The organism is Pleurocapsa minor HA4230-MV1 (assembly GCA_019359095.1).
In the GTDB taxonomy this organism is placed as follows: domain Bacteria; phylum Cyanobacteriota; class Cyanobacteriia; order Cyanobacteriales; family Xenococcaceae; genus Waterburya; species Waterburya minor.
In genome coordinates, this window is sequence record JAHHHZ010000036.1 from 415,019 (window position 1) to 440,218 (window position 25,200).

Genomic DNA, 25,200 nt, shown 5'->3' on the forward strand with positions numbered 1-25,200 from the left:
TACTGATAATTAATTATCATTCATTGTTGCTTTCTACCTATTACCTATTACCTATTACCTACTACCTATTTCCCCTACTTGCGCCAGGTAAAATAAAAAGTTGCTCCTTCCCCAAGTTGAGATTCGACCCATATTTTGCCTCCTTGACTTTCGACAATCTTTTTGACAATTGAGAGACCAATGCCTGTGCTTTCAATCGAGTCTCTAGCTTGCAGAGTTTGGAAGATGGTGAAGATGCGATCGTGATACTGCGGATCGATCCCTAATCCGTCATCTTGCACGCCAAATTGATAAAACTCCTCTTGTTCTTCTACCAAGATGGTAATTTTGCCCTGTTGTTGATGATGATATTTAATCGCATTGCTAATTAAGTTGGTAAAAACTTGCTGTAATGAAAGGGCTTGGGTGGTTAAGGTAGGTAGATTAGGCGGAACTTCAATTTCAAATTCTGGGGGAGGAGAGAGAAAATCGATCGCCTCATTGATTAATTCGCTTAAATTAACAACTGTGACTGAGATATTTTGCCTCCCCACACGAGAATATTCTAATAAACCTTGGATCAAGCCATCCATCCGCTTAACCCGAGACTGCATGAGATCGAGTTGCTGTTGATTTTCGGCGGGAATTTGTCCCTCTAGATCTTCACTCAACCAAGTTGCTAAATTCGAGATCGCCCTTAGTGGTGCTTTGAGATCGTGAGAGGTGACGTAAGCAAAATGATCTAACTCCCGATTACGGTTTTTCAGCAAAGATGTAATTTTAAGTAATTCTCGGTTAGACCATTCCAACTCGATCGCCTTTTCTTTCAGGGAATTTTCTGCCTGTTTTCTAATTTCTAATTCTCTTTGTAAACTATCTAATAACTCAGCCTGCTGGATGGCGATCGCTAACTGGACTGATAATTTGTCTAATAATTCCACTTCATTAGTTAGCCAATGACGGGGACTGCTACACTGATGAGCAATTAGTAAACCCCAAAGCTGAGGACATTTTGGTGCTGAACTAGGTGCAAGTAATAGAGGGCAAACTATATGGGCTTTGACCTGAAACTCTTCTAAGAGCTTAATATGACATGAGGACAGTCCATATTCATGAATATCATCAATTGCCAAAGTTTCGCCTTGTTCATATCTAGCTGCACCTTGTTCTTGAAAGCAGGTATCGACTATATTTTGTCCCCAAGATTTTTTCCAACCAAGTTTGACTGACTCAGCAACAATATCACCACTCAGATCTGAGGTAAATCGATAGATTACTACGCGATCGCAATTGATTAAAAGCTGTACTTCTTTAACTGCGGTATCAAGTATTTCTGATAAATCTAATGATTTACGAATCCGCAAAGCAGTTTCTGCAATCAACTGTTGTTGCCGAATGTTCATACTGGGGATTACTTGTTTATTGTTCATTTTTCACTGCTGAGCGCTGACAAATCTAGATTGAATTTAATGGCGATTTGACTCAAAATTTCTTGTTCTTTTGGGGTAATATTACCTTGAGAAATAGCAATGTCATAACATCTTTTCCAAGTTAAAGATGCAAACTCAGGAATTAATTCTTCAAGTAATGCCGATAAATCATGACGTTGTTTGAGATTGACGGCAATAGTTTCGACAGAAGAAGGCGATATTGTTTTTACTTGAGGTAAGATTTCTGCCCAAGTTTGCTCTGGATAACTTACCTGGATCATATGCGCCAAGATCCGATCCATGATTTCAGACTGTTTTAAAGCTACTTGCCAATCTGTATCAGTTTTTGTCTGCATCGAGACTTCTGAATGATTAACTTTGGCTTGATAAAAACGACAGGCTGTTTGCCCCAAAACATATAGCATAGCTGCATTTGTCGAAGCACCGATCACTGCGCCAATTCCTGGAATAATCTCCACCACGCTTAAACTTGTTTTTAAAACATCTGCGCCTAAAGATAAACCAAAAATTGCCAAAACTTCTCCTCGTCTGGCAGGTTCATTTAGATCTAAGTCATAAGCTGCTGCAATTTCATAGACCATTTCCGTTTGCAGCTTGGTGGTGGCAATTAATTCTATACCCAAAAAGAGGGCTGCAATGGGAGGTATGATATTAGTCAGTAGTCCTAAGCGTCCACCTGACCAAGTTTTCTGAATGATTAAACGCTGGGCAATTTGATCTGCTGTTTCATGAGGATATTGCGATCGCATTTCCGCCACAACTTGCTTGATTTTGGTAGTATCTGCTTTACCGAGAAAGGGCTTTATCCAGTCTAAGCCAATGAGCTTATCTGCTGCTTGCAGTACAGGGTTAGAAGAAATCCATTCTAAAGTCTCTCCTGTAGATACAGTGGTTTTTTCTAAGATTTTTTGAGTTTCGGCAGTTGCAGCTTCAGTTAAATTGCTTACGGTTGAAATTACTTCAGCAATAAAATTGGTTGGGGAATTCATGTTAAATGTTGGATAACTGTTATGGGTTGCTTGACAATTAATCGATCTTTAAATGATATTAAAAATCCTGACTGCATGACCTAAGATGGTTGATACAGCCAGGATATTTATTAAAAGCTAGGAATAATTAGTTTGAACCTAAAAGCCGAAGATTATTTTTTTGATGTTTGACGCTTTAATAATATGGCTTTGAATTAGCTTCTATTTAGTTAAGTTGTCAAAGAAATTAGCTGCTTTGTCTTTAACGCTGGTGGCATCCGTTTCATCGGGTGAAACCATTTTCTCTTGATCTGCTGCACCCTGTACTTCGTTCAATCCTTTTTGCGACTCTTTCGTTACTTCTTCAATTCCCAGAGGAGCAGAACGAGCAACATCATCTGTTTTGTCTTGAATATTGTTTAGTCTCGCTTCGCCGTCAGTAGTTTTACTGGTCACTGCTTGAGCAGGGTTAGCAACCGAAAGAAATAGTAATCCACATACAAATACAGTTAATACAGCACGAATAGAAGACTTTAACCAGTTGTTTAACTTGTTGAATGACATAAACTGACCTCAAAATATGATTCTTAATTATTCTCTATAATGACTGCGATCGCTTTGTAACAACATCCCACCAAAGATATAAAGTCTTGGCTTAAGTTAACTGCTAAAAGACAATTATTATCTTAGCAATCCATCTAAAGGTATATTTTTAATCTAGTCAGAAAATACAAATTACACCGTAACTCTCAAATTTTCCTGCAAAAAACTTGTTTTGCTCCAGCTTCAACGAAACGATCTATCATAAAAATATTTCATTAAATAAATTATTAGCAAGTATAAGTACAAGTATAAAGTTATGATAAATTATCACTTGTCAAAAAGACAAACTTGGTTTCAGCTATTATTAGCAACGTCCGTCATTACTGTTAGTAATATTTCAGTATCGGCATCACAAAGCTTGGCGATTGACATTACTGACGTAATTAAAGGTACAGTGCAGTACGTTCAGATAGCAAATATTTCTGATGAACAGGAAATCGAAATCGGCAAACAGACCAATCAACAGGTGTTAAGCCAGTATCAGCTTTATAATAATTCGCAGATTCAGCAATACGTCAGCGATCTGGGACAAGAGTTGGTTAGTGCTAGCGATAGTCGAGACATTCCATTTAATTTTCAGGTAGTTAGCAGCGACGAAGTTAATGCCTTTGCTACTCCTGGCGGATTTGTTTACGTTACTACTGGCTTATTAAAAACTGCCGAAAATAGAGCGCAATTAGCATCCGTAATGGCTCACGAGATTGCTCACATCAATGAAAAGCACGGTGTGAAAGCTTTGAAGCAGGCGGTGGCAGCTCAAGGGATCGCTGGAGCAGCAGGAGTAGAAACTAGTCAGTTGGCGCAAATAGCTTACCAATTAACGCTAGACTTACCTCAAAGCCGCTCTTTTGAATATGAAGCCGATAATAGCGGTTTAAAGATATTACAGCAGTCTGGCTATCCTGCCCAGGCTTTTGCTGACTTTCTCGCTAAATTAGAAAGCAGTGGCAACACACCAGAATTTATTCGTACCCATCCTACCAGCGAGAATAGAATTAAAGCGATTTCTCAAAATACCCAAATTTCCAATAGCAACAAAGGACAAGATCCTACAGAGTATAGTAATAACGTACTTTCTTTGCTTTAAGAAAATTAGTTAAAAGCAGTAAAGCGATCGCATTGTTGAAGTTGGTGTGGACAGGCGATCGCCAAAATTATCAGCAATAAAAATAAAAAGGAATGATAGAAGATGGCGATGATATTCCACAACCATCTAGTTTTGTTGAATACATAGAAACGCAAATTCCCGCTTAAATGAATTGTAAACGCGATCGTATTGTTAGAGTTGGTGCGGACAGGCGATCGCCAAACTATGAGGGAATTACATTGACTTAAAAATACGTAACATTAGGTCTTAATTTAATTTTCAATTATGTGGTTAGGTGAATTGATGTTGACCTCTGTGTAGTAGTTTAAAACTTATAGCTAAAAAATAATCAGTTTGAACTCAAAATCATCAGGTTCATCATGAAACCAACTTTTAAAAATACATTAGCGTGGGAGCAAGCTCAGGTGTTGATGCAGCCAGCTATGCTCAGAGTTATAGATAATATTCGTAAGGAAATAGAAAATTCTCATTGGAAAGGAACATATAAAGAGGTCACAGCACCGATCCCTGGCTATCACCTTTGTCTTACTTCCTCTAATTATCAAATAGAGATTGATATTTGGGAACTTTGTTACAAGGTTTGTTTTCAAGAATATGAGCCAATTCAACACATCTTTAGTCAAGAGAATGAGGCTGCTTATCCCGTAGAAATAGATACTCGTCTTCTAGATGATTTAGGAGAGGTGGACTGGCAGCTATTAGAATCTAAAGCGCAGCAGTCTGTGAGAAAAGTCTTTAGTACTCTCCCTGAATAATGACGTTGCTAAGTTTCTAGGATTTACACGGCTAACCGACGATTGCCATACCATTGGCTCAAATCCTGCTCAATTTCATCCAGGATGGCGATCGCATCCATGATTGATTTTGCATCAACTGATAACAAAGCAAACACGGTTTCAATCCGTTCTTGATATTTCTGTGGACAAAGCGCAAAGCTCTTGGCAATTGCCACTGCGCCCTTTTCATTCAATAAGTACTCTTCATTGAGTGCAAATAACACCTGATTCATACAAGCCACGCTGCGGAAACAACAGCCTGCTGCATAAGCAACATCACCGCGTGCAACTGCCTTTTGGGCAACAAACAGTGAGAAACTAATTTCCCAGGCAAACTTATTAATTGTGGCTTGTTTTAACCCAATTGGATAGAGTTTTGTTTTAGCCTTTAGAGCGTCTAAAATACCATCTGGATCGTAAAGTGGCAGACCAATGGCAACCTCACCCATATAAATGGAGGACACAAAGCCGTGGGGATGTCCAGGTTGATAATCAATCGTGATTTTTCCCTCATGACAATCATCAATAACACCGTTAACCTGAGCCAGATCACGATAGAGAAAATCTACAGATATACCTTCTACTTTTAGCCAACCACCACCATTGATCCATCTTCCCCATTCACCAATTGAGGTAATTAAATTTGCGCGATGGTTATCGTCAAGTTCAGAAGCAAGATGATTTAGAGAAATTAGATCAAATGAACTCTCTGGTTTGTAATAAATTCCCAGATCCACATCTGACTTTTGGGTATAATTACCTCTTGCTCTGGAACCCCCTAAAGCGATCGCTGCAATTCCCTGAATTGATCGCAAACGGGCTACAACGCGCTCTATGAATTGAGGTAGCTGCTCATTCATGTTAGCTCCATTTTTAGCTTTATTTTCACCCCCAATCCAAAAAAAATGGCATATGTTAGATGTTATCAAACAAGTTTCCCAGCATATACCATACCTGAGCCACACACAAACTATACATCACCGTATGATATTTCACTTTGGCATTTTTGCATCATAGCCGATAGCGTATACCGCAGTAAGGAAAAATCAAGTTCGGCAACGCGAAGTTTGCGAACTTGATACTATACTACTCAACAAATTAATCGATTTCGTGAAACCGTTTAGGCAATGGTAGATAATCACCACCGTAGCAGTGAAGGGAAAAGTCATTGCCTAGCAGGCACGGCGATCTAATTTATATTCTGATTAATTCCCTTCCAAAGCTGCCTGAGTTTTTTTGCGGTCTAGCTTCAACATCAAGACACCTAAAGGAGGCAAACAGAGGTCTAACGAAAAAGGCATATTGTGGCAAGACCAATCATCAGTCCATTTACCACCATAGTTACCCATATTGCTGCCGCCATACTTGCCAGCATCACTGTTAAATATTTCGGTATAAAAACCCTTTTCAGGAACACCAATTCGATAGTGACTGTGGGGTTGAGGAGTGAAATTACACACGGCAACTATAAACTCGTTAGGATCTTTGCCTCGACGAATAAATGCCACGACGCTATGACGATTATCGCTACAGTCGATCCATTGGAAACCTTCTTCTTCAAAATCTCTGCTATATAGTGCGGGTTCACTCTTATAGATCCTATTTAGATCACAAAAAAACTGCTTCAAAGCTTTGTGACTATGATAGTTGAGGAGATCCCATTCTAGATCTATCCAAACATTCCACTCACTCCACTGGGCAAATTCCATGCTCATAAACATAGTCTTTTTGCCAGGATGGGTAAACATATAGCCAAACAAACAACGCACGTTAGCAAATTTTTGCCATTCGTCCCCAGGCATCTTACCAATGATATTGCTTTTCCCATGTACAATTTCATCATGAGATAGCGCCAGCATGTAGTTTTCGCTGTGGTGATACCACATACTGAAAGTCAGGTTGTTTTGATGAAATTGGCGAAACCAGGGATCCATGCTGAAATAATCCAACATATCGTGCATCCAGCCCATATTCCACTTCATATTGAAGCCTAAACCACCAGTATAGGTAGGCCAGGAAACCATAGGCCAAGAGGTAGATTCTTCAGCGATAGATAGTACCCCTGGATAGTAGCTAAACAACAAACTGTTGACCTGACGTAAGAAATTTGCAGCTTCGATATTTTCACAACCACCATATTCGTTGGCAATCCACTCTCCATCTTTACGGCAGTAGTTGAGATAAAGCATTGAGGCTACTGCATCGACTCTAATACCATCGATATGATATTTATCAAACCAGAAGAGGGCATTTGCTACTAGGAAATTACGTACTTCGTTGCGATGATAGTTAAAAACCAAAGTTCCCCATTCCTTATGTTCACCCTTGCGCGGATCGCTATGTTCGTAGAGGTGAGTTCCATCAAAAAATGCTAAACCATGACCATCTTTCGGGAAATGACCAGGAACCCAGTCAACAATTATGCCAATGCCATTTTGATGACATTGATCGACTAGGTACATAAAATCTTCTGGGTTACCATAACGGGAAGTGGGAGCGTAGTACCCAGTTACTTGATATCCCCATGAACCATCAAAAGGATGTTCGGCAATAGGTAGAACCTCAATATGGGTATAACCCAATTCTTTAACATAGGGAATTAGTTTATCTACCAACTCGTAATAACTCAAAAAACGGGCTTCTTGTTTCCACTCTGAAACAGGAATTGGTTCTGTTTTCCCAGAAAGCAACTTTGTTGGTTCATCTGCCGAACCGTGCATCCAAGAACCTAAATGAAGTTCGTAAATCGAGATTGGTTGTTCTAAAGGAGTGCTACGACGACGTTTTGCCATCCATTCTGCATCGTTCCATTGATAGCTATCGAGATCGGCCACAATTGAGGCTGTTTTAGGTCTAACTTCTTGCTGAAAACCATAAGGATCGGATTTTTCGTAGATATGTCCTTCCCAGTTTTTAACCTCATATTTATAAGCAGCACCATAAGTTATTTCAGGAACAAATAATTCCCAAATACCACTACTGCCTTTGCGCATCTGGTGCTTTCTGCCATCCCAACTATTAAAATCGCCTAACACAGATACATTGCGAGCATTAGGGGCCCAAAGAGCAAAATACACCCCCGCAACACCGTCTATCTTGGTACTGTGTGCGCCCAACTTCTCGTAAATACGATGATGATTTCCTTCAGCAAAGAGATGAATATCAAGATCTGTCAGTCTTGGTGAATCAAAGGCGTAGGGATCGTGAATAACTTTTTCGTTATCTCCTTCTTTGATCCGTAGTTGATAGTTAGCTAGCTGAGGATTTTTAACGACACAAACAAAGAAATGGGGGTTATGCATTGGTTGCATAGGATACTCAGTTCTTTCTTCGGGACAAACCACCCAGGCAGCAGAAGCATCGGGAAGATAGGCACGAATTACCCAGCTGTGAACTTTTCCGTTCTCTTCATAAGGATGACGACCTAATACTTCAAAGGGATTGTGGTGAAGATTGTGAACGATCTGATTAACTTGTTCGGGAGCAATGGTAAGAGACATTTAAAGTATCAATATCGGGGGTGTATATTATGTGGTCAGTTTGTTAAAAAAGACGCTGAACAGGCATTAATTGAAGCCAGTCAGAAAATTAAAGCTGCAATTTTATTTATACTGTTTGTAAGAATACTTTAACTATTTTTAAGCACAATACAAATAAATTATTGATTTTTAGCTAAAATGCTTTAATAAAAAGGAATTATAGTCTGAATCAGTTTTCTAATCTGTAGCAAAAAGATAAGTTGCTGAATATCTTCGTTGATTTGGGGATCAAAACGTGATTCTCGCAACCTTGCCTGTAGTTCCTCGTATTCACTAGCCGACAATGGTTTACCATCTACAGGCGATCGCCCTTCAAAAATGATCTCTGTACGCAAAATTTCTTCGGGAACATCTTCGGCAGGAGGCAGGGCAAAACACGCTAAAGGTTGAAGGCAACTAAGTAAGAGGATTACTAAAGTTGTTTTGCTTAAAGAAAGGATGTGAAAATTAATCAAATTTTTGGATTAAATAGTAATTCTTAGCTCTACTGTAGCGATAATAAATGCCAGTTTTCTGGTAAGTATATATAAACGTGTTTTGTGTCGCTAGTTTTACCTACTTTGAATTATTGATGTCATCCTTATCGCAACGTTTAGCTGTGTTTCGACAGCTTCCTTTAAGAGCGCAATTAGCAACTATTACTTCTACCAAGGCTAACAGCGTTCTGAGTCAGAAACACGAGTATATTGCTAGCTTGGAACAAATTCATGCTGAATCCTTAGCCAAAGCTACTGAGGCAGAAAAGTTAGTGTATCACAAGGCAAAAGATTTGCTCGGAAATTAAGTATGGCTATGATTATCAGTAGGTAGGTCAAATTAATTAGAAGACAGTCTGGTAGGGAATTAGGGAATTAGGGAATTAGGGAGAGATAACTAATTACCATTAAAATCTATCTTGTTTTTGGTTTTATATTTAATTCCGCCTAGCTACTTAAGTAAGGCAAGACTAATCCCACCTTACCTATTGTGATTGATTTGGAGCTAAAAGCTAAAAGCTAAGAGCTAACAGCTAACAGCTAACAGCTATAAACATCATTACTAGCAAGCTCAAATAACAACTTGCCAAGATCTTACAGCCAACAACTAACATCGATCGCCAAACTTTGTCCTAATTTGAGTAAGGGTTTAATTTGGGTGATATCCCAGCGACAGCTATGGTAGTCAGGATAAGTAGAATCGAGCAAACAGTTAGGCACAATGTATTGGTGTAAGCAGCTAAGATAGACTTCTTGCGCTTGATCTAAAGTTAATCCTAAACGTAGTTGATTTCCCACGGCGATCGCTGTTTCAATCCTGGTTACATCAGCTTCTAAGGTTACAGGATTACCGTCGTATAGTAGTCGCCACAAGAGGCGAACAATTGTTTGTTCCAAGATTAGCTTGACATCGGGAATATTGAGCCAGCATTCGAGGTAGTTTGCCTCTGTCGCCGTAACGGTGAGTTCTGCAAGTGCGCTATCAATAGTTGCCTCTTCTTCGATCCCCTGTTCTAAGGTGTTCGCCGTCTCAATACAGCGGTAAGATAACGCCACTTCCGCAGCTACTTTTAATTCTTGAGGTACAGGCATTTCTTCTCGTTGAAAAGCTGCCAGCATACTATAGTTTTCTCGATATACCTGGGTATAAAGCTGGTCAAGATGTTTCTTCGTTTGAGCAGTTAACAGTCTGACGATTCGCTGTCTTTCCTCGGCAAACAGATGTTGCAGACTAAAAGAGTGATCCCCCATTAAACGGTTCATCTTCAGGATTACCTGAGCGGCGCTAGCCTGCTTGAGATCGTTAAATAGCTGTTGCTTTAGCTCTGTATAAGCCAAACGACCATCAAATTCCGTAATGCAGCAATGAAAATCCCATCCCCCCAGATGCAGTGCAGCAAAGACAAAATGCTTGCTTTCCCAGGTGATTTCCGAGGTTAATTGAATCTGTCCCAAGGAAAGAGTAAGGGTACCCATCTGCTGCTTTTGATAATCTAGCTGCTCAACTTCATAGCAGTAAATTCGTTCCTGATGTAGGTAATCGGTAAAGATAGAGCTAATGGCATAGTGAGCAGCTACTTGATGCAAACTCACCTGAGAAGGTGCTACTAGATCTTGAAAAACTTTTTTGCCGTCACCAAAGGCAGCAACATTACTCGGTGCTTGAGCTAGATAGCTGAGAAAATCCTGCTTAAGATCGATCCCCGCCACTGCTCCAGCTAATTCCATCGCTCGGGTTGCATAGCGTAAAATCTGTACTCCTTCAGGGCGAGAAATTTCTTCAAAAAACCAACCGCAGCTAGTGTACATCAATAAAGTGTGACGCTCCATTTCCAACAAACGCAGAGCATCAATCTGTTCCGTAGAGGATAATTCCTTTGCCTGATGACGCAGTAAAAAATTAGTCACGTTTTTCACAGAGCGATCGCGCACTACTTGAATGTATTCATTACGAGCTAACCAGGGATCGCGGAAGAATTTAGCGCCAGCCTCTTCATAAACTGTAATTAGGCGATCGCGTAACCAATCCAAAGCATTTCTTAAAGGTCTCCGCCATTTTTGATGCCAACCACCACCACTGCCACATCCACAATCATCTTGCCAACGATCGACTCCGTGGTCGCAACTCCAGGCTGTTACAGGCTTTAACTTTACTTCCCAGGTAGGAGGACAGATACTGAGGTAATGAGCATAGTTAGTTACCGTCCAACCTTGATGAGTGAACTGTTGGCTCAAGGCATAGGCAATACATTTTTCCGTACCGCCTTTATGATGTCCAAAAGTTTCTCCGTCAGTGGCGACACTAATTAACTGCGAAAGGCGATCGCTTCTCACTGCTTGTCCTAAACGATCGGCTAAGTTATCAGCGGTATTTAAAACATCGTTGAAGCCCATGTCGCGGGAGATTGGCCCGTCATAAAAGAAAATATCAATATAGCGATCGCGATCGACAAAACAACGATAGGGACGGGTGGGATCGATTTGTTGCCCCCCAACTTCATGCCATTTAGACTCTAATTCATCTTCTGTCGCCATTACACGGCATTTTTGAGCCTGGGAAGGAGCAAGAATAATAAACTTTATCTCTTCTTCGATCAAGGCTTCTAGAGTCGGATAATCAACGGCTGTTTCTGCCAACCACATACCTTCAGGCTCACGACCAAAGCGATCGCGAAAATCAGCTTTACCCCAACGAATTTGCGTAATTTTATCCCGTTGATTGGCTAAGGGCAAAATAATATGGTTATATACTTGAGCGATCGCATTACCATGTCCATTTAATCTAGCACTACTCAAGCGATCGGCTTCTAAAATCCTTTGATAGACTGCGGGATCGTATTGTTCTAACCACGACATTAACGTCGCACCAATATTAAAACTGAGATACTCAAAATTATTAACGATTCCCAGCAACTCTTGATTGTGGTTAAGTATGCGGGCAAAAGCGTTAGGACGATAGCATTCGTGATGGATGCGTTCATTCCAATCATGGTAGGGATGAGCGCTAGGTTGCCTTTCAATCGTATTGAGATAAGGGTTTTCCCGAGGAGGCTGATAGAAATGACCGTGAACTGTGATGTATACACCCTGGGCAGTTTTCAGGGGATCGCGCTCAACCTTAGCTGGAATTGAACTGATAGCTGAATTAACTGGCGAAGTTGAAACCATAAAAAATTGTTCCCTAGTAGTTAAATGGGTTAATGAGTTGAATATTGCAAATCCAATAAATCACTTGAGATTTTGAAGAGGGAAAGTAAAAACTCAAGCATTATAATTTTGGGGTAGTTGATCTGTGGCGACTTATGTATTTCATTTAAGCTCAGTTTTTTCTAGTTAAGTTGGTTTGTAAAATAAATCAACAAACTTTAATCAAACAGAATATGAATTACTGTCAAATGTTGATAGCAACTGTGAGCATTAGCTTAATTTAATTTTGCCCAACTGTCTCCTATTACAAATCTCAATGGCGATCCGTCAGGCTACGCGAAGCTAGTCCTAAAGCACATTGTACCCTTGTCCTAAAGGATAAGCTTCGCAAATGGTATACCGCTACGCATATCCTTTAGGGTAATTGCCTTTCAGGTAGCGCACGGGGATCGCCCACGGGACTAGTAGTCTGTCAAATATTAATTGATGGGTTGAGGTTAGGTAGTGGGCAGGGCTATTTCGTTCCAACTGTAGTGAACCAAGAAATAAATTTCTTGGCTTAAAATTAAAGTCCGTTTAAACGGACTTAATGTACTTAGACAGAGAATTTATTCTCTGGATATATGAAAATGAAATAGCTTTGGGTAGTGGGTAGTATGGCTTATAGCTAGGAGCAAAGCTCCTTTATTGATTCAGTTGAGCAACTACAGGCTGTGGCCAAAATTTTTGTATATCTTTCGGTAACATATTAGCCACATCAACAATTTCTCCTTCCGTTACCCATTGGGCTAAAACAGCAAAAACTCCAGTGATTAATACTTCTATCTCGACTGGATAGTCTCCTTGAGGTAGATTATCGCGAATCTTCTCGACAAAAGCGCCGACAGACCTTTCTTTGGTGGGTGTAGCTGCGGGTTTCCAACCCTGGTAATAAAAACCTGCCAGCATGACGGGAAATTGCGCACCTAGTTGTGCAGCTTCTTCTAGAGGAATGCGATCGCGTAAACCATGTAAAACTGCTTTAATACCAATAAAAACAGTGTGCTTATCTTCAAGTTTGAGTTGCTCAGCAACATCGTTAATAAATTGATGTGTTTTTTCGATGGTACGGTCGAATACCGCTAATCCATTGGCAGACATAAGAGAGAGTAAGATTTTAGCTAAATTTACTCCCTACATTGTGACAAACTTAAAACTTGCTCAACTTCTGGCTAAGTATATATTTATTGCTCATGCAAGTGGCAAATATGCGCCGATTTCTCTTCCTGAAGCAATATATAGTCGTACAAAATTAGCGATAGACAATTAGGGCGCTCGGCTCGTAGGTAGTGGGTAGTAAGTAGTAGGTAGTAGGTATTAGTAAACAACGTCCTAACATTGTTTAGTATTGCTATATTTTTTCCTGATTAATTTGCCCTGCATATTTATCGCAATTCTCTAAACTACGAAAAATAGCTATTAAAAAGCCGCGAATAGTTCGTTTAACTCTCGCGACTTCAAGACAACTATGGTAATTTAGCTATGTAACCTATACCTTCGCTGGTTCTACGGTTTTAGCTGTTAGCTTTTCGTAAGTTTCACGCATTTTCAAGCCAACTAACACTTGGAACAAACCAGTTCCGTTCTTGGAACCAGGATAATCCCGATGCTTAAGCAGTAATTCAGTCATTTCACCATAGTGACCTGTACTAGTATTGCTGAGATGGCTTTCGATGTAGATCATTTGTTCGAGGTTACCAAACTCACCATCCACTTCTAAAATCGAAACTTCATTATTGTAGAAAGTATCAGGGCCGTAATACATCTTAATTCCTGGGATCGGACATTCTAGCTTACGTCCACATGGTCGCCAGTGAATAGTTGAACCTTCATCAAAGAGATAGACAGTATTAAAGTTTTCTATGCCTTCTTTTTGAATTAGACGAACTCTAAGTAATTCGCTTTCCTTGTCTTGTACTAACTGAGTTGGTAATACCTGAATTACAACATCAGCAAATTCTCTTTGTACCTCGATGTAAGCTTTAAAGTCAGGTTCACGCGCCTTGATCGAAGCCAAAATATCTTCGTAGGTATGACCACGTTCAGCCATATCACGCTGAATTTTCCATTGAATTTTAACTTCGTCGCTGATGTCTAGATAGACGCTAAAGTCTACCAGTTCCCGTACTCTTTGGTCGTACAGAGGATGCAAACCTTCAATGACAACTACTTTGTTGGGTTCAATTCTTTCTGGAGGATCGAGTTCACCAGTTTCATGATTGTAGATTGGCTTATCGATCGCATTACCTTCTTTCAGGGACTTGATTTGTTCGTACATCAAGTCAAAATTATTGGCTTGAGGATTTAAAGCTGTCACCCCAGCTGCTTTTCTACCTTGGCGATCGAGACTATGATAGTCATCAAGACAAATCACAGTCATAAACTCTTCACCAAATAAATCTGTTAAACGGCGAAGAAAAGTTGATTTACCACACCCAGAGTCACCTGCTACTCCAATCAGTACCACTCGGTCTAAATCAGCGGTCATAAAATTCCTCTTCTACAAAAACTAAATATTTAACTTATATTGATTAGCTATCTCTCAGGAGCAAACTCGCAAATATACCCCGATTTAGCCCAGTCACAAACTTTTTAGCCTGATACTAGGTCATATGGTACTTGGAGACACACACAAGTTCATTCCAACTAGATACTCTCAAACTGTCTTGCCCACTTAGTGATCGAGACAACTTAAGTAAGCTTGATTTTAAGCTAGTTAATCTGACTATTAAATGCTAATTACTAACATTGATGGATCTTACCAGAACCTAACTCCCTCTACAAGAGGATGCAGTCTGAAAATCTGCCACAATAACGGCAAAATTTAATCTGGATTTGCCAATCAACTAGTTGAAGAAAAAATGAAATTGAATTCTAAACTACAGACTCTGTTTCTCGCTAGCATGTAAGTTAGAAACTTAAGACTGAAGTTTTACCAGATTTTCATCCGAGGTTTTTACTGGTGGATGAATCAATAAGAGTCCTCCAATGATAGTCTATTAGAGCAACATAAATAATCAAAACTGCTGCCTTGGTTGCCTGTTCAATTCAAATTACGAGTCTGGCAATCAATATCAGTTATGTAAAATATTTAATACTCTAAATTTTTAGTTGGGGGATGAAGTCCAGGTAATGTACAACTCTAGCACCGCGTTTTCTAGCAGCAACACCGCATACAAAAACCGTTTATTCATTTATGAGGTAACAGGTTTATCTCAAAATAGCGTTGATACCAAAGTGCCGATTCGCAGCAGCGGGACAGTACTAATCACTGTTCCTTATAGCAGAATGAATCAGGAGATGCGCCGTATTAATAGTTTAGGCGGAAAAGTAATTAGCATCAAGCCTGCTGGGGGTGATGTACCAGCGCCAGATAGTCAAGCTGTCACTCAATCTGCACCTGAGCAGAAGCAAGCCTCTAACAATAAAAAATCTATGACTCAAGCAACACCAAAAAAAACTAAAACTGAAGTTCCCGTTAATATTTATCGTCCTAAAGATCCTTACATTGGCAAGTGTACCGAAATCTATGACTTGGTAGATGAAGGTGGTATTGGTACTTGTCGTCACATGACTTTTGATCTCTCTGGGGGAGATTTACATTATGTAGAAGGTCAAAGTATTGGTATTGTTCCTCCTGGGGAAGATGATAAAGGTAAGCCTAATAAGCTCAGACTATATTCGATCGCTTCTACTCGTCATGGTGATGATTTAGAGGATAAAACGGTCTCTCTCTGTGTTCGTAAATTAGAATATAAACATCCTGAAACTGGAGAACATGTTGAAGGTACTTGCTCTAGCTTCCTCTGCAACCTCAAGCCAGGGGACGATGTAGCAATTACGGGCCCAGTAGGTAAAGAAATGCTCTTGCCTGAAGATGAAGATGCCAACGTCATCATGATTGCTACAGGTACAGGAATCGCTCCTTTCCGTGCTTATCTCTGGCGGATGTTCTTAGAAGGAGATAAAAACCCTGATTACAATTTTAAAGGTCAGGCTTGGTTATTCTTTGGTATTCCCACAACGCCAAATATTCTCTATAAAGAGCAACTAGAGAAAATGGCAGCGGATCATCCCGATCAATTCCGCCTAGATTATGCTATTAGCCGTGAACAACAAAACCCTGAAGGCGGCAGAATGTACATTCAGCACCGAATTGCCGAACATGCAGACAAGCTGTGGGAATTGATGCAGAATCCCAAAACTCATACCTATATCTGTGGATTAAAAGGCATGGAAGGCGGTATCGATGAGGCGTTAAGTGCTGCTGCTGCCAAGCATGATGCTAATTGGGAAGAGTTCCGTAAAACAATGAAAAAAGAACACCGTTGGCACGTTGAGACTTACTAAGCTTCTGGTCAACTCACCATCACAAACATCATAATTAACGTTGCGTCGACTAAATTAATAGTAGGCGCATTTTTTCTGCTAATTTACGATATCTGTTCTTTTTTTTCAAAGGCTAAAAGCTAAAAGCTAAAAGCTAAAAGCTAGTTAATTTGAACGAAGCTAATTCACACAAAGCGTTGTAGATTGCTCTTTGAAGCATACAATTTATAGTCCATAGCTTACAGCCTACACAGCTACCAGGTTATCTCTACTCCAACCGAACTTAACTAATCTTGATTTAAAAATGAGAATTACGTTAAATTTAGTTAAGCTAGAGGTAATATAAAGAAAAGAAACTTGACTAAAGGTTAAAGACTACTACGACATGACCGTTCAGAACAAATAAAAATAACCTAATAAATATTCAATTAAAAACAAGTTACATCTTATGAAAAATTTTTCGTGGAGAATTGCCTTACTGTGGACACTACCTTTGTTGGTCGTCGGCTTTTTCTTGTGGCAAGGAACTTTTACTACCCCAACTGCTAGCAGTGGCTTGAGTGGCAATACTGCTAGTACTCGTATGACCTATGGACGCTTCCTCGACTATTTAAATTCAGATCGAGTTACTTCCGTCGAGCTATATGACAATGGTAGAACAGCTATCGTTCAAGCGATCGACCCTGAATTAGATAATCGACTACAGAAGCTAAGAGTTGATCTACCTGCTAATTCTCCTGAGTTAATTGCCAAACTACGAGATGCTGATGTCAGCTTTGAATATCATCCTGCTGGTAATGAAGGAGCAGTCTGGGGACTTTTAGGAAATCTCATCTTCCCTGTAATTTTGATTGGTTCTTTATTCTTCTTATTCCGTCGTTCCAACAATATGCCTGGTGGCCCTGGACAAGCAATGAACTTTGGCAAATCTAAAGCCAAGTTTCAAATGGAAGCAAAAACAGGCATCATGTTCGATGATGTAGCTGGTATTGACGAAGCAAAAGAAGAACTACAGGAAGTTGTAACTTTCTTAAAACAGCCTGAAAGATTTACTGCCGTTGGTGCAAAAATTCCTAAAGGTGTATTGCTAGTTGGGCCTCCTGGAACTGGTAAAACCTTATTGGCTAAAGCGATCGCTGGTGAAGCTTCTGTACCTTTCTTCAGTATTTCTGGTTCGGAATTTGTGGAAATGTTTGTCGGTGTCGGTGCATCCCGTGTTCGCGATCTATTTAAGAAAGCCAAAGAAAATGCACCTTGTTTAATCTTTATCGATGAGATTGATGCAGTAGGTCGCCAGCGTGGTGCTGGTATTGGTGGCGGTAACGATGAGAGAGAACAAACTCTTAATCAACTGCTAACGGAAATGGATGGTTTTGAAGGCAATACAGGAATCATTATTATTGCAGCAACCAACCGTGCTGATGTTCTAGACTCCGCGCTGATGCGTCCAGGTCGTTTTGATCGTCAGGTAATGGTAGATAACCCCGATATCAAGGGTCGTTTAGAAATTCTTGAGGTTCATGCCAGAGACAAGAAAATTGCCCCTGAAGTGTCCTTAGATGCGATCGCGCGCCGTACTCCTGGTTTTTCTGGTGCTGACTTGGCTAACCTACTCAACGAAGCAGCTATTTTAACTGCTAGAAGACGCAAGGAAGCCGTTACCATTCACGAAATTGATGACGCAGTAGACCGTGTTGTCGCTGGGATGGAGGGTACTCCTTTAACCGACGGTAAGAGTAAAAGATTGATTGCTTACCATGAAATTGGTCATGCGATCGTGGGAACTTTAGTCAAAGATCACGACCCCGTACAGAAAGTAACTCTAATTCCTCGTGGACAGGCTCAAGGTCTCACCTGGTTTACTCCTAGCGAAGACCAAGGTTTGGTTAGCCGTTCTCAGCTGATGGCGAGAATTGCTGGCGCTATGGGTGGTCGTGCAGCGGAAGAAGAAATCTTTGGTAGCGACGAAGTAACCACTGGTGCTGGAGGCGATTTACAGCAGGTATCAGAAATGGCACGTCAAATGGTTACCGTTTATGGTATGAGCGATCTAGGGCCAATTGCATTAGGTGGCGGACAGGGCGATCAAGTATTCTTAGGTGCTGGTTTGACTTCTCGTGCTGAATATTCAGAAGAAGTTGCTTCTCGTATTGACGATCAGGTACGTCAAATTGCTGAACATGGTCATCAACTAGCACGGAAAATTGTCCGCGAAAATCGTGAAGTAATCGATCGCTTAGTCGATCTTTTAATTGAAAAAGAAACAATTGACGGTGAAGAGTTGAAGCAAATTGTTTCCGAGTATGCTGAAGTACCAGAGAAAGAAAGATTTGTACCTCAAATCTAATTCTAATTTTGACAATTGAAAATCGCTGGGATAGTCTTAGGGCTATCCTTTTTTTTAGTAATTTTTGAGTTGGCGAAAAGGCGATCGCAAATTAATTTATGTTCTCAAATATTATTTAGCCAAAAAATAGGATCGATGAGTCTGAGCCTGAGTCTAATTAGCTTTAGAATTATTTTGGGATCAAAAATCGCTTTTGGCTTAATTGCTCGTTAGCTTTTGTCCACAATACATCTCATGATTGATGCAAAATAATCTTGTAATTCGTTAAATCTGAAGAAAATATTGAAAAATAAATATTCTGCGTCTTAGTCTTATACGATTCATGTAGAGTAATTTAAGAGTTTATTTTACTTCTATACCGAGTCTGTTCGCCAGACAGTATGTTAGCCAATCAGCTTCTAAATTTGTGAACAATTCTGCCATCAGACCTGCATTCAATAATGTACTCCCTTTATTGAATAGTGAGTTGTCAACCAGAACGATGATTGATGCTCAGCAAAAGTCCGCCGAAGACAAATTACGCCAAGATTTGCAAAACAGTGAAGCCAAATATCTAATGGCGACTGAAATAACCAGCGATGGCATTTGGGCCTGGGATTTAAGTAGCGATCGCGTTGAGTATTCCGCACGTTGGAAGTCGATGATCGGCTGTGGTGAGCAAGAGATTAATCATAGTCTGATCGAATGGCTGGTTCGAGTCCATCCCACAGATGTAGAAAAGCTTAAAAGGCATTTAACAGAGTGCTGGCAAGGAAAAGTTGAGCGCTTTGAAGTGGAATATTCTTTGTTACACCGAGATGGAGAGTATCGTTTGATGCGGTGTAAATGTATTGCTGTGGCTAATTTGGCTGGAGTAGTTTGCCAATTGATTGGCGCTCAAACGGATCTGACTCAAGATCGGCAAATTAAAGCTAGGCTGAATCATCAATTCGATCACGATCGATTAACTAAATTACCCAATCGCCAGCTATTTATTGAAAAGCTGCAAGAACTGTCGCGACTTAAGCAGCATCCAGAATACTCCTTTGGCATTTTGTGCTTGGACTTAGATCGATTCAAAAATATTAACCACAACTTTGGCGATGAAATTGGCGATCGCATTTTAGTCGAAATTGTTCGTCAGCTAGAGTCCTGTCTTAGACCTCAAGATATCTTGGCTCGTTTGGGGGGAGACGAATTTGCCATCCTCTTAACTAGTTTTGTCAACGAGCAGCGTCCTGCTGCCATTGCTTCTCAGATTCAGCAGCAGCTGTCAACACCAATTAAAATCGCCGAGTATTCTATTTTAGTCAGTACCAGTATCGGCATTGCTACTCCCGACACTAGCGACCTATCAGCAAATACCACCAATGGATTGCTGCAATCTTTACAGAATGCCGAACTTGCTATGTATCAGGCAAAAGCCAGGGGACAAGCCTGTAATCAAGTATTTGAGTCGAGGTTGCATCTGCAAAGCCTAGAAAAAACTAGGTCGGAGGATGATTTGCGCAAGGCACTCGAACAAGGGCAGTTTGTACTATACTATCAACCTTTAGTACAGTTAGTCGACCAGCAGCTAATCGGATTTGAAGCCTTAATTCGCTGGGAGCATCCTGTGCGGGGTTTAATCTCTCCAGGCGATTTTATTCCTTTAGCCGAAGCTACGGGGTTAATTATACCAATTGGCTGGTGGGTATTGCGTTCGGCTTGTGAGCAAATGGTGCAGTGGCAAAAAAATTCAGCGGCTAAATCAATTTTTGTTAGTGTTAATATTACAGGCAAGCAGTTTTCTCAACCCTACGCAGGAGATATTATTGCCCAGATTTTAATGGAGACAGGCTTAAATCCAAAATGTCTGAAGCTGGAAATTACTGAAAGCGAGATCATCGAAAACATAGCTTTGGTATTGCCTACGGTAGAGAGGCTTAAAAGCTTGGGAGTTCAACTATCAATGGATGATTTTGGTACTGGCTATTCTTCTCTCAGCTATCTCCACTGTTTACCAGTTGACACCCTCAAGATCGATCGCTCATTTATTCAGGGTATGGAAAGCGATCGCCATCAGTTAGAATTAGTCAAAACCATTATTAAGCTCGCCGAAGTATTTGAGCTAGATTTAATCGCCGAAGGAATTGAGACCCAAACCCAGTGTGCCGAGTTGATTGAGCTTCAATGCAAGTATGGACAAGGTTATTTATTTTCCAAACCTGTTAATAGTGCGATCGCAGCTACTTTCTTCAATTCTTAAATTATAGATTATTCAATATTGATAGTTGCAATGATGCTGGACTTTAATTGAAGCATTGATAAATAAAACTGTATACTTAATCAATAAATTTTCAATAAAGCGATTGAAGCGCAATGCTGCGAGCTAGCTTTAGCCCTAAACCATAATTTTAGATGATTAACGTTCTTATTGTAGACGATCAGAATTTAACTCATAGATTAATAGAAACTTATTTAGAACCAGATTCCGAAATCAATATAGTTGGTTTTGCCCATGATGGTCAGGAGGCAATCGAACAAATTCCTCGTTTACAGCCAGATGTAATCTTGATGGATGTGGAAATGCCTAAAATGGATGGCTTAACCGCCACTAAAATTATTACTCAGCAGTTCCCCCAGTCCAAAGTATTAATTCTTACTGTTCATGATAACGAGGAACATTTATGCACAGCGCTTACAAATGGTGCGAAGGGATATTTATTAAAAAATACCACAGCACAAGAGCTTAAAAATGCAATTTACTACGTTAATCAAGGGTATTTTCAGTTAAGTGTCGGACTGATTGAAAAATATCTGCACAAAATCATTACTAGCAAATCAGAAGTTGAAGAAGTTTCTGAGATTAAGCGTAAGGTAAATCATCTGTATAAATCTCTAGACAAAATAGAAAATAGATTAAAACAGATAAAACAAAACTCTAGCGAAGATTTGAGAGAGCATTTAGAAGTTAAGATTCAAGACATAATACAAGCAGAAATGAGAATGGTTCACGATCACGACTCAAATCTTCAGTTTAAAGTTGACCGAATGAAACATAGTCAGGAACGATTAGAAAAAAGCGTTGGTTACCTGTTTAAAATTCAAATTGCCTGTATAGTAGTTACTTTACTGTTTATTTGTTATCTTATTTTCTCCAGTCTCAGCTAGAGGATGAATTAAATTAACTAACGTTTTTGCTAGGATTAACTAACAAATTTTTATTGAGCGCATTGCGATAAGATAGTCGGGATTTAATATTATCCGTATAAGAAAGCTCCTTCTGTAAATATTTCCAGATCGACTCACAAGCTTCATAACTGCCAACTGTAGCCAGTAGGCGATCGCCTTGATAAATCCCCCACCTTTGGTTCTCTGCTTGCTTTATTTCGTATTTGAGGTCAGACATTACAAAAGTTTGCTTATCTTATTATTTATTTATATACTTACATTAAAAAACTGTACTTTTTTAAATAAATCTATCTTAAGTTTAATCTTAGATTTAAAGCTACGTGATGCCGTGAGCAAAACAACAATCTTAAGGATTTCTCAATAATTAAAGCTTAAGGTAAACTGAGCGGAATTTAGATCGAGTATCAATTATATATATGCAACGGAGAAGTTTATGCAAGTTTTTGTTAGTGGAGGCGATCGCTTTAAAATGTTTTAACACTGATAAAGCACAGGCGAGTACCTGGAGTTATCAAGGAGAAACAGGCACAGATTTCTGGGGAGAACTCGATCCCAAGTTTCAGACTTGTCGTTCGGGTCAAGCTCAATCACCGATTAATATAGAGGGGTCTGGATTTACTTTGAATGTTGGTAGTCTAGACTTAAATTATCAAGATACTCCACTGACAATCGTTAACAACGGTCGTACTATTAGAGTTGATTATCAATCTGGAAGCAGCTTGACTCTAGATGGTCAAGTATATGAACTATTGCAGTTTCACTTTCATCAACCTAGTGAGCATTTAATTTCAGGCAAGGCTGCCGAAATGGAAGCGCATTTTGTACATCAAAACCAAGCTACAGGAGATTTAGTAGTTTTGGCAGTATTAATGTCAGAAGGAGAGATGAGTCAAGCGCTAGAATCCATTTGGCAGCAAATACCTCGATCTGATGCTCAAACATCTCAGGTGTCTGACTTAACGATTAATGCGTTGCAGTTACTACCCGAAAACAGTCAGCAATACTATCGCTATCAAGGTTCTCTGACTACGCCTCCCTGTTCAGAAATTGTTACCTGGCTAGTTTTGAAACAACCTGTATCAGTCTCTAAAGCGCAATTAACCAGATTTTTTCAAGCGATCGGCAACAACGCTAGACCAGTACAGGCTTTAAATCAAAGATCTTTACTCCAGTTTAATTAGTAAAAATTTGCATTCTTCAACTGACTGCTCCGTTAAAATTGTTGATACTTCTTTGCTAAAGCTAATGTGACACAAGATAAAAGTCTCCTAAAAAATTCCCTAAAGGGCGACACGGAGTTAGTACCCTTGCGGTATACACCTTCGGACGATGCGAAGCGAGTGCTTTAGTATAAGCTCCTGCGTCGCCCGTCGCACAGATAACTTAAGGCTTACAGCTTATAGCTTTTTGATAACTTTGTGGTAAGCAGTTTAATTCCACTGAAACTCTTTACCCATTACCCATTACCCATTACCCATTACCCATTACCCATTACCCATTACCCATTACCCATTACCCATTACCCATTACCCATTACCCATTACCCATTACCCTTAGTATGATTGCTTCCCAAACAGAATCACTTTCTTTAACCACAATTGCGCAACAAACCCGTGCAGCAGCACTTAAACTAGCTGTCTTATCAACCGAAGACCGCAACTCTGCTTTAGAAGCAGTAGCAAAAGCTCTGGAAATAGCTACTCCTGATATAATTGCTGCCAATGAAGCGGATCTTAAGGCAGCCGAGTCCGAGCATATTGCCCCCGCACTATATTCTAGATTAAAGCTAGGGGAGTCTAAATTACAAGCTGCGATCGCAGGAGTTAGAGATGTCTCAAAACTAGCAGATCCCATCGGCGTTACTCAGATTCACCGTGAGTTAGATGAAGGTTTGATTTTAAAGCGGGTAACTTGTCCTTTAGGGGTTTTAGGCATTATTTTTGAAGCGCGTCCTGAAGCCTTAATTCAGATTACTAGTTTGGCAATTAAATCTGGTAACGGGGTAATTCTTAAAGGTGGGAAGGAAGCAATTAACTCTTGTCAGGTTTTAACCAAGGTTATTACTCAAGCATTAGCAGCGACCAAAGTTGACCCTGCTGCGGTGCAGTTATTGACCACTAGAGCAGAAATTAAGCAGTTATTAGAACTTGACCAGTATGTAGACCTAATCATTCCTAGAGGCTCTAACTCTTTTGTTCGCTATGTACAGGATAATACTCGTATTCCTGTTTTGGGTCATGCGGACGGCATCTGTCATCTGTATCTAGACAAAGCAGCGGATTTAGCCAAGTCAATTAAAATTGCCGTTGATGCAAAAACACATTATCCCGCAGCCTGTAATGCGATCGAAACTTTATTAGTACATCAAAATATCGCCCAGGAGTTTTTACCCCAAATTGCTCAGGCGTTAAATGCCGAGGGAGTAGAATTACGCGGGGATGAGGCAACTAGAAAGATTATTGAGGCTAAACCGGCTCAAGAACATGATTGGCAAACAGAATACAGTGATTTAATTCTGGCAATAAAAATAGTCGATTCTCTAGAGACAGCGATCGCCCATATTAATCAATATGGCTCAAGACATACCGAGGCGATTGTCACAGAAGATAGCCATGCAGCAGAGATGTTTGGCGATCGCGTAGATGCTGCGGGAGTGTATCATAATTGTTCAACTCGCTTTGCTGATGGTTTTCGCTATGGTTTTGGTGCAGAAGTTGGTATCAGTACACAACAGATGCCTCCCCGTGGCCCAGTTGGCTTGGAAGGTTTAGTTACTTATAAATATAAGCTGACTGGCGATGGTCATATTGCGGCTAGCTATACAGGCAAGGATGCTAAAGCTTATACTCACCGTGATTATTGATTATTGATTATTGATTATGGATTCAATTCAAGTTAGTGGTATTCGTGCTTATGGCTATGTCGGGTATTTACCTGAAGAGAAGGTCTTAGGACAATGGTTTGAAGTCGATTTAACTCTGTGGGTAGACTTGAGTGCTGCGGGAATAAGTGACGATATTACGGATACTTTAGACTATCGAGAAGCGATCGCCATTGTCAAAGAACAGATTACTACCGCTAAGTTCGATCTAGTCGAAAAGTTAGTTAGTGCGATCGCTGACAAAATTTTAAGCCTGGAAAAAGTAAGTCAAGTTCAAGTTAAGCTATCAAAACCAGCAGCGCCGATTCCTGATTTTAATGGTCGTATTACTTTAGATATTATTCGCAGCATAGCTTAAATATACAGAATCTTGCTAATTTGACAAGTAGTAAGAACACCGAAGT

20 protein-coding genes are annotated in these 25,200 nt (G+C 40.0%); 10 read left to right on the forward strand and 10 right to left on the reverse strand.

Features of this window, described 5'->3' with window-relative positions; genetic code table 11:
• Positions 1–74: 74 nt before the first annotated feature.
• From KME09_25850 to KME09_25860, 3 genes are all read right to left on the reverse strand, one after another.
• On the reverse strand, positions 75–1,409 hold the full coding sequence (locus tag KME09_25850) for a GAF domain-containing protein (GenBank protein MBW4537364.1): 1,335 nt from the start codon (positions 1,407–1,409) through the stop codon (positions 75–77).
• Positions 1,406–2,419 carry an EcsC family protein gene (locus KME09_25855; GenBank protein MBW4537365.1) on the reverse strand — a complete coding sequence of 338 codons (1,014 nt, stop codon included), beginning with the start codon at positions 2,417–2,419 and terminating at the stop codon, positions 1,406–1,408. The genes KME09_25850 and KME09_25855 overlap by 4 nt, the downstream gene beginning before the upstream one ends.
• Before the next feature lie 201 nt (positions 2,420–2,620).
• Positions 2,621–2,962, reverse strand: coding sequence for a hypothetical protein (locus KME09_25860; protein ID MBW4537366.1), 342 nt, complete (start codon positions 2,960–2,962; stop codon positions 2,621–2,623).
• 295 nt (positions 2,963–3,257) lie between these two features.
• On the opposite strand from KME09_25860, the gene KME09_25865 reads away from it, so the two are divergent.
• Both KME09_25865 and KME09_25870 read left to right on the forward strand, forming a co-directional pair.
• On the forward strand, positions 3,258–4,088 hold the full coding sequence (locus tag KME09_25865) for a M48 family metalloprotease (protein ID MBW4537367.1): 831 nt from the start codon (positions 3,258–3,260) through the stop codon (positions 4,086–4,088).
• Positions 4,089–4,468: 380 nt separating this feature from the next.
• Positions 4,469–4,864, forward strand: a complete 396-nt coding sequence (locus tag KME09_25870) for a hypothetical protein (GenBank protein ID MBW4537368.1) — start codon at positions 4,469–4,471, stop codon at positions 4,862–4,864.
• Positions 4,865–4,887: 23 nt separating this feature from the next.
• Here the strand turns inward: KME09_25870 and KME09_25875 are convergent, their stop codons facing one another.
• From KME09_25875 to KME09_25885, 3 genes are all read right to left on the reverse strand, one after another.
• Complete coding sequence (locus tag KME09_25875) at positions 4,888–5,745, reverse strand: nucleotidyltransferase domain-containing protein (GenBank protein ID MBW4537369.1); 858 nt, start codon at positions 5,743–5,745, stop codon at positions 4,888–4,890.
• Between the two features lie 345 nt (positions 5,746–6,090).
• The gene (glgB, locus tag KME09_25880) at positions 6,091–8,385 is read right to left on the reverse strand and encodes a 1,4-alpha-glucan branching enzyme (GenBank protein ID MBW4537370.1); all 2,295 of its coding nucleotides are present in this window, start codon (positions 8,383–8,385) and stop codon (positions 6,091–6,093) included.
• 182 nt (positions 8,386–8,567) lie between these two features.
• Positions 8,568–8,864: a hypothetical protein gene (locus KME09_25885; GenBank protein ID MBW4537371.1), complete on the reverse strand. Its 297-nt coding sequence runs from the start codon at positions 8,862–8,864 to the stop codon at positions 8,568–8,570.
• Between the two features lie 131 nt (positions 8,865–8,995).
• Between KME09_25885 and KME09_25890 the strand changes: the two genes are divergently transcribed.
• Positions 8,996–9,208, forward strand: a complete 213-nt coding sequence (locus tag KME09_25890; GenBank protein MBW4537372.1) for a hypothetical protein — start codon at positions 8,996–8,998, stop codon at positions 9,206–9,208.
• Positions 9,209–9,494: 286 nt separating this feature from the next.
• On the opposite strand, the gene KME09_25895 is transcribed toward KME09_25890, so the two are convergent.
• The 3 genes from KME09_25895 to KME09_25905 form a co-directional block, all read right to left on the reverse strand.
• Positions 9,495–12,068, reverse strand: coding sequence for a DUF3536 domain-containing protein (locus KME09_25895; GenBank protein MBW4537373.1), 2,574 nt, complete (start codon positions 12,066–12,068; stop codon positions 9,495–9,497).
• A 663-nt stretch (positions 12,069–12,731) separates the two neighbouring features.
• Positions 12,732–13,187 (reverse strand): DUF2267 domain-containing protein, encoded by a 456-nt coding sequence (locus KME09_25900; GenBank protein MBW4537374.1) that lies wholly within the window; start codon positions 13,185–13,187, stop codon positions 12,732–12,734.
• 388 nt (positions 13,188–13,575) lie between these two features.
• On the reverse strand, positions 13,576–14,574 hold the full coding sequence (locus KME09_25905; GenBank protein ID MBW4537375.1) for a phosphoribulokinase: 999 nt from the start codon (positions 14,572–14,574) through the stop codon (positions 13,576–13,578).
• A 644-nt stretch (positions 14,575–15,218) separates the two neighbouring features.
• Between KME09_25905 and KME09_25910 the strand changes: the two genes are divergently transcribed.
• The 4 genes from KME09_25910 (at position 15,219) to KME09_25925 (ending at position 21,894) form a co-directional block, all read left to right on the forward strand.
• Complete coding sequence (locus KME09_25910) at positions 15,219–16,436, forward strand: ferredoxin-NADP reductase (protein ID MBW4537376.1); 1,218 nt, start codon at positions 15,219–15,221, stop codon at positions 16,434–16,436.
• A gap of 427 nt (positions 16,437–16,863) precedes the next feature.
• Complete coding sequence (ftsH2, locus tag KME09_25915; protein ID MBW4537377.1) at positions 16,864–18,762, forward strand: ATP-dependent zinc metalloprotease FtsH2; 1,899 nt, start codon at positions 16,864–16,866, stop codon at positions 18,760–18,762.
• A 406-nt stretch (positions 18,763–19,168) separates the two neighbouring features.
• The gene (locus KME09_25920) at positions 19,169–20,989 is read left to right on the forward strand and encodes an EAL domain-containing protein (GenBank protein MBW4537378.1); all 1,821 of its coding nucleotides are present in this window, start codon (positions 19,169–19,171) and stop codon (positions 20,987–20,989) included.
• Between the two features lie 152 nt (positions 20,990–21,141).
• Positions 21,142–21,894: a response regulator transcription factor gene (locus KME09_25925; protein MBW4537379.1), complete on the forward strand. Its 753-nt coding sequence runs from the start codon at positions 21,142–21,144 to the stop codon at positions 21,892–21,894.
• Positions 21,895–21,907: 13 nt separating this feature from the next.
• Here KME09_25925 and KME09_25930 read toward each other — a convergent pair whose 3' ends face one another.
• A complete protein-coding gene (locus tag KME09_25930) occupies positions 21,908–22,132 on the reverse strand; it encodes a hypothetical protein (GenBank protein MBW4537380.1) in 225 nt (74 codons plus the stop codon).
• A 199-nt stretch (positions 22,133–22,331) separates the two neighbouring features.
• Here KME09_25930 and KME09_25935 point away from each other — a divergent pair, with 199 nt between their 5' ends.
• From KME09_25935 to folB, 3 genes are all read left to right on the forward strand, one after another.
• Entirely contained in the window at positions 22,332–23,096 is a 765-nt protein-coding gene (locus KME09_25935; protein MBW4537381.1) for a carbonic anhydrase family protein, read from the forward strand.
• Between the two features lie 377 nt (positions 23,097–23,473).
• Positions 23,474–24,778 (forward strand): glutamate-5-semialdehyde dehydrogenase, encoded by a 1,305-nt coding sequence (gene proA / locus KME09_25940; protein ID MBW4537382.1) that lies wholly within the window; start codon positions 23,474–23,476, stop codon positions 24,776–24,778.
• Positions 24,779–24,794: 16 nt separating this feature from the next.
• Positions 24,795–25,154 (forward strand): dihydroneopterin aldolase, encoded by a 360-nt coding sequence (folB, locus tag KME09_25945; protein MBW4537383.1) that lies wholly within the window; start codon positions 24,795–24,797, stop codon positions 25,152–25,154.
• Positions 25,155–25,200: the final 46 nt, after the last annotated feature.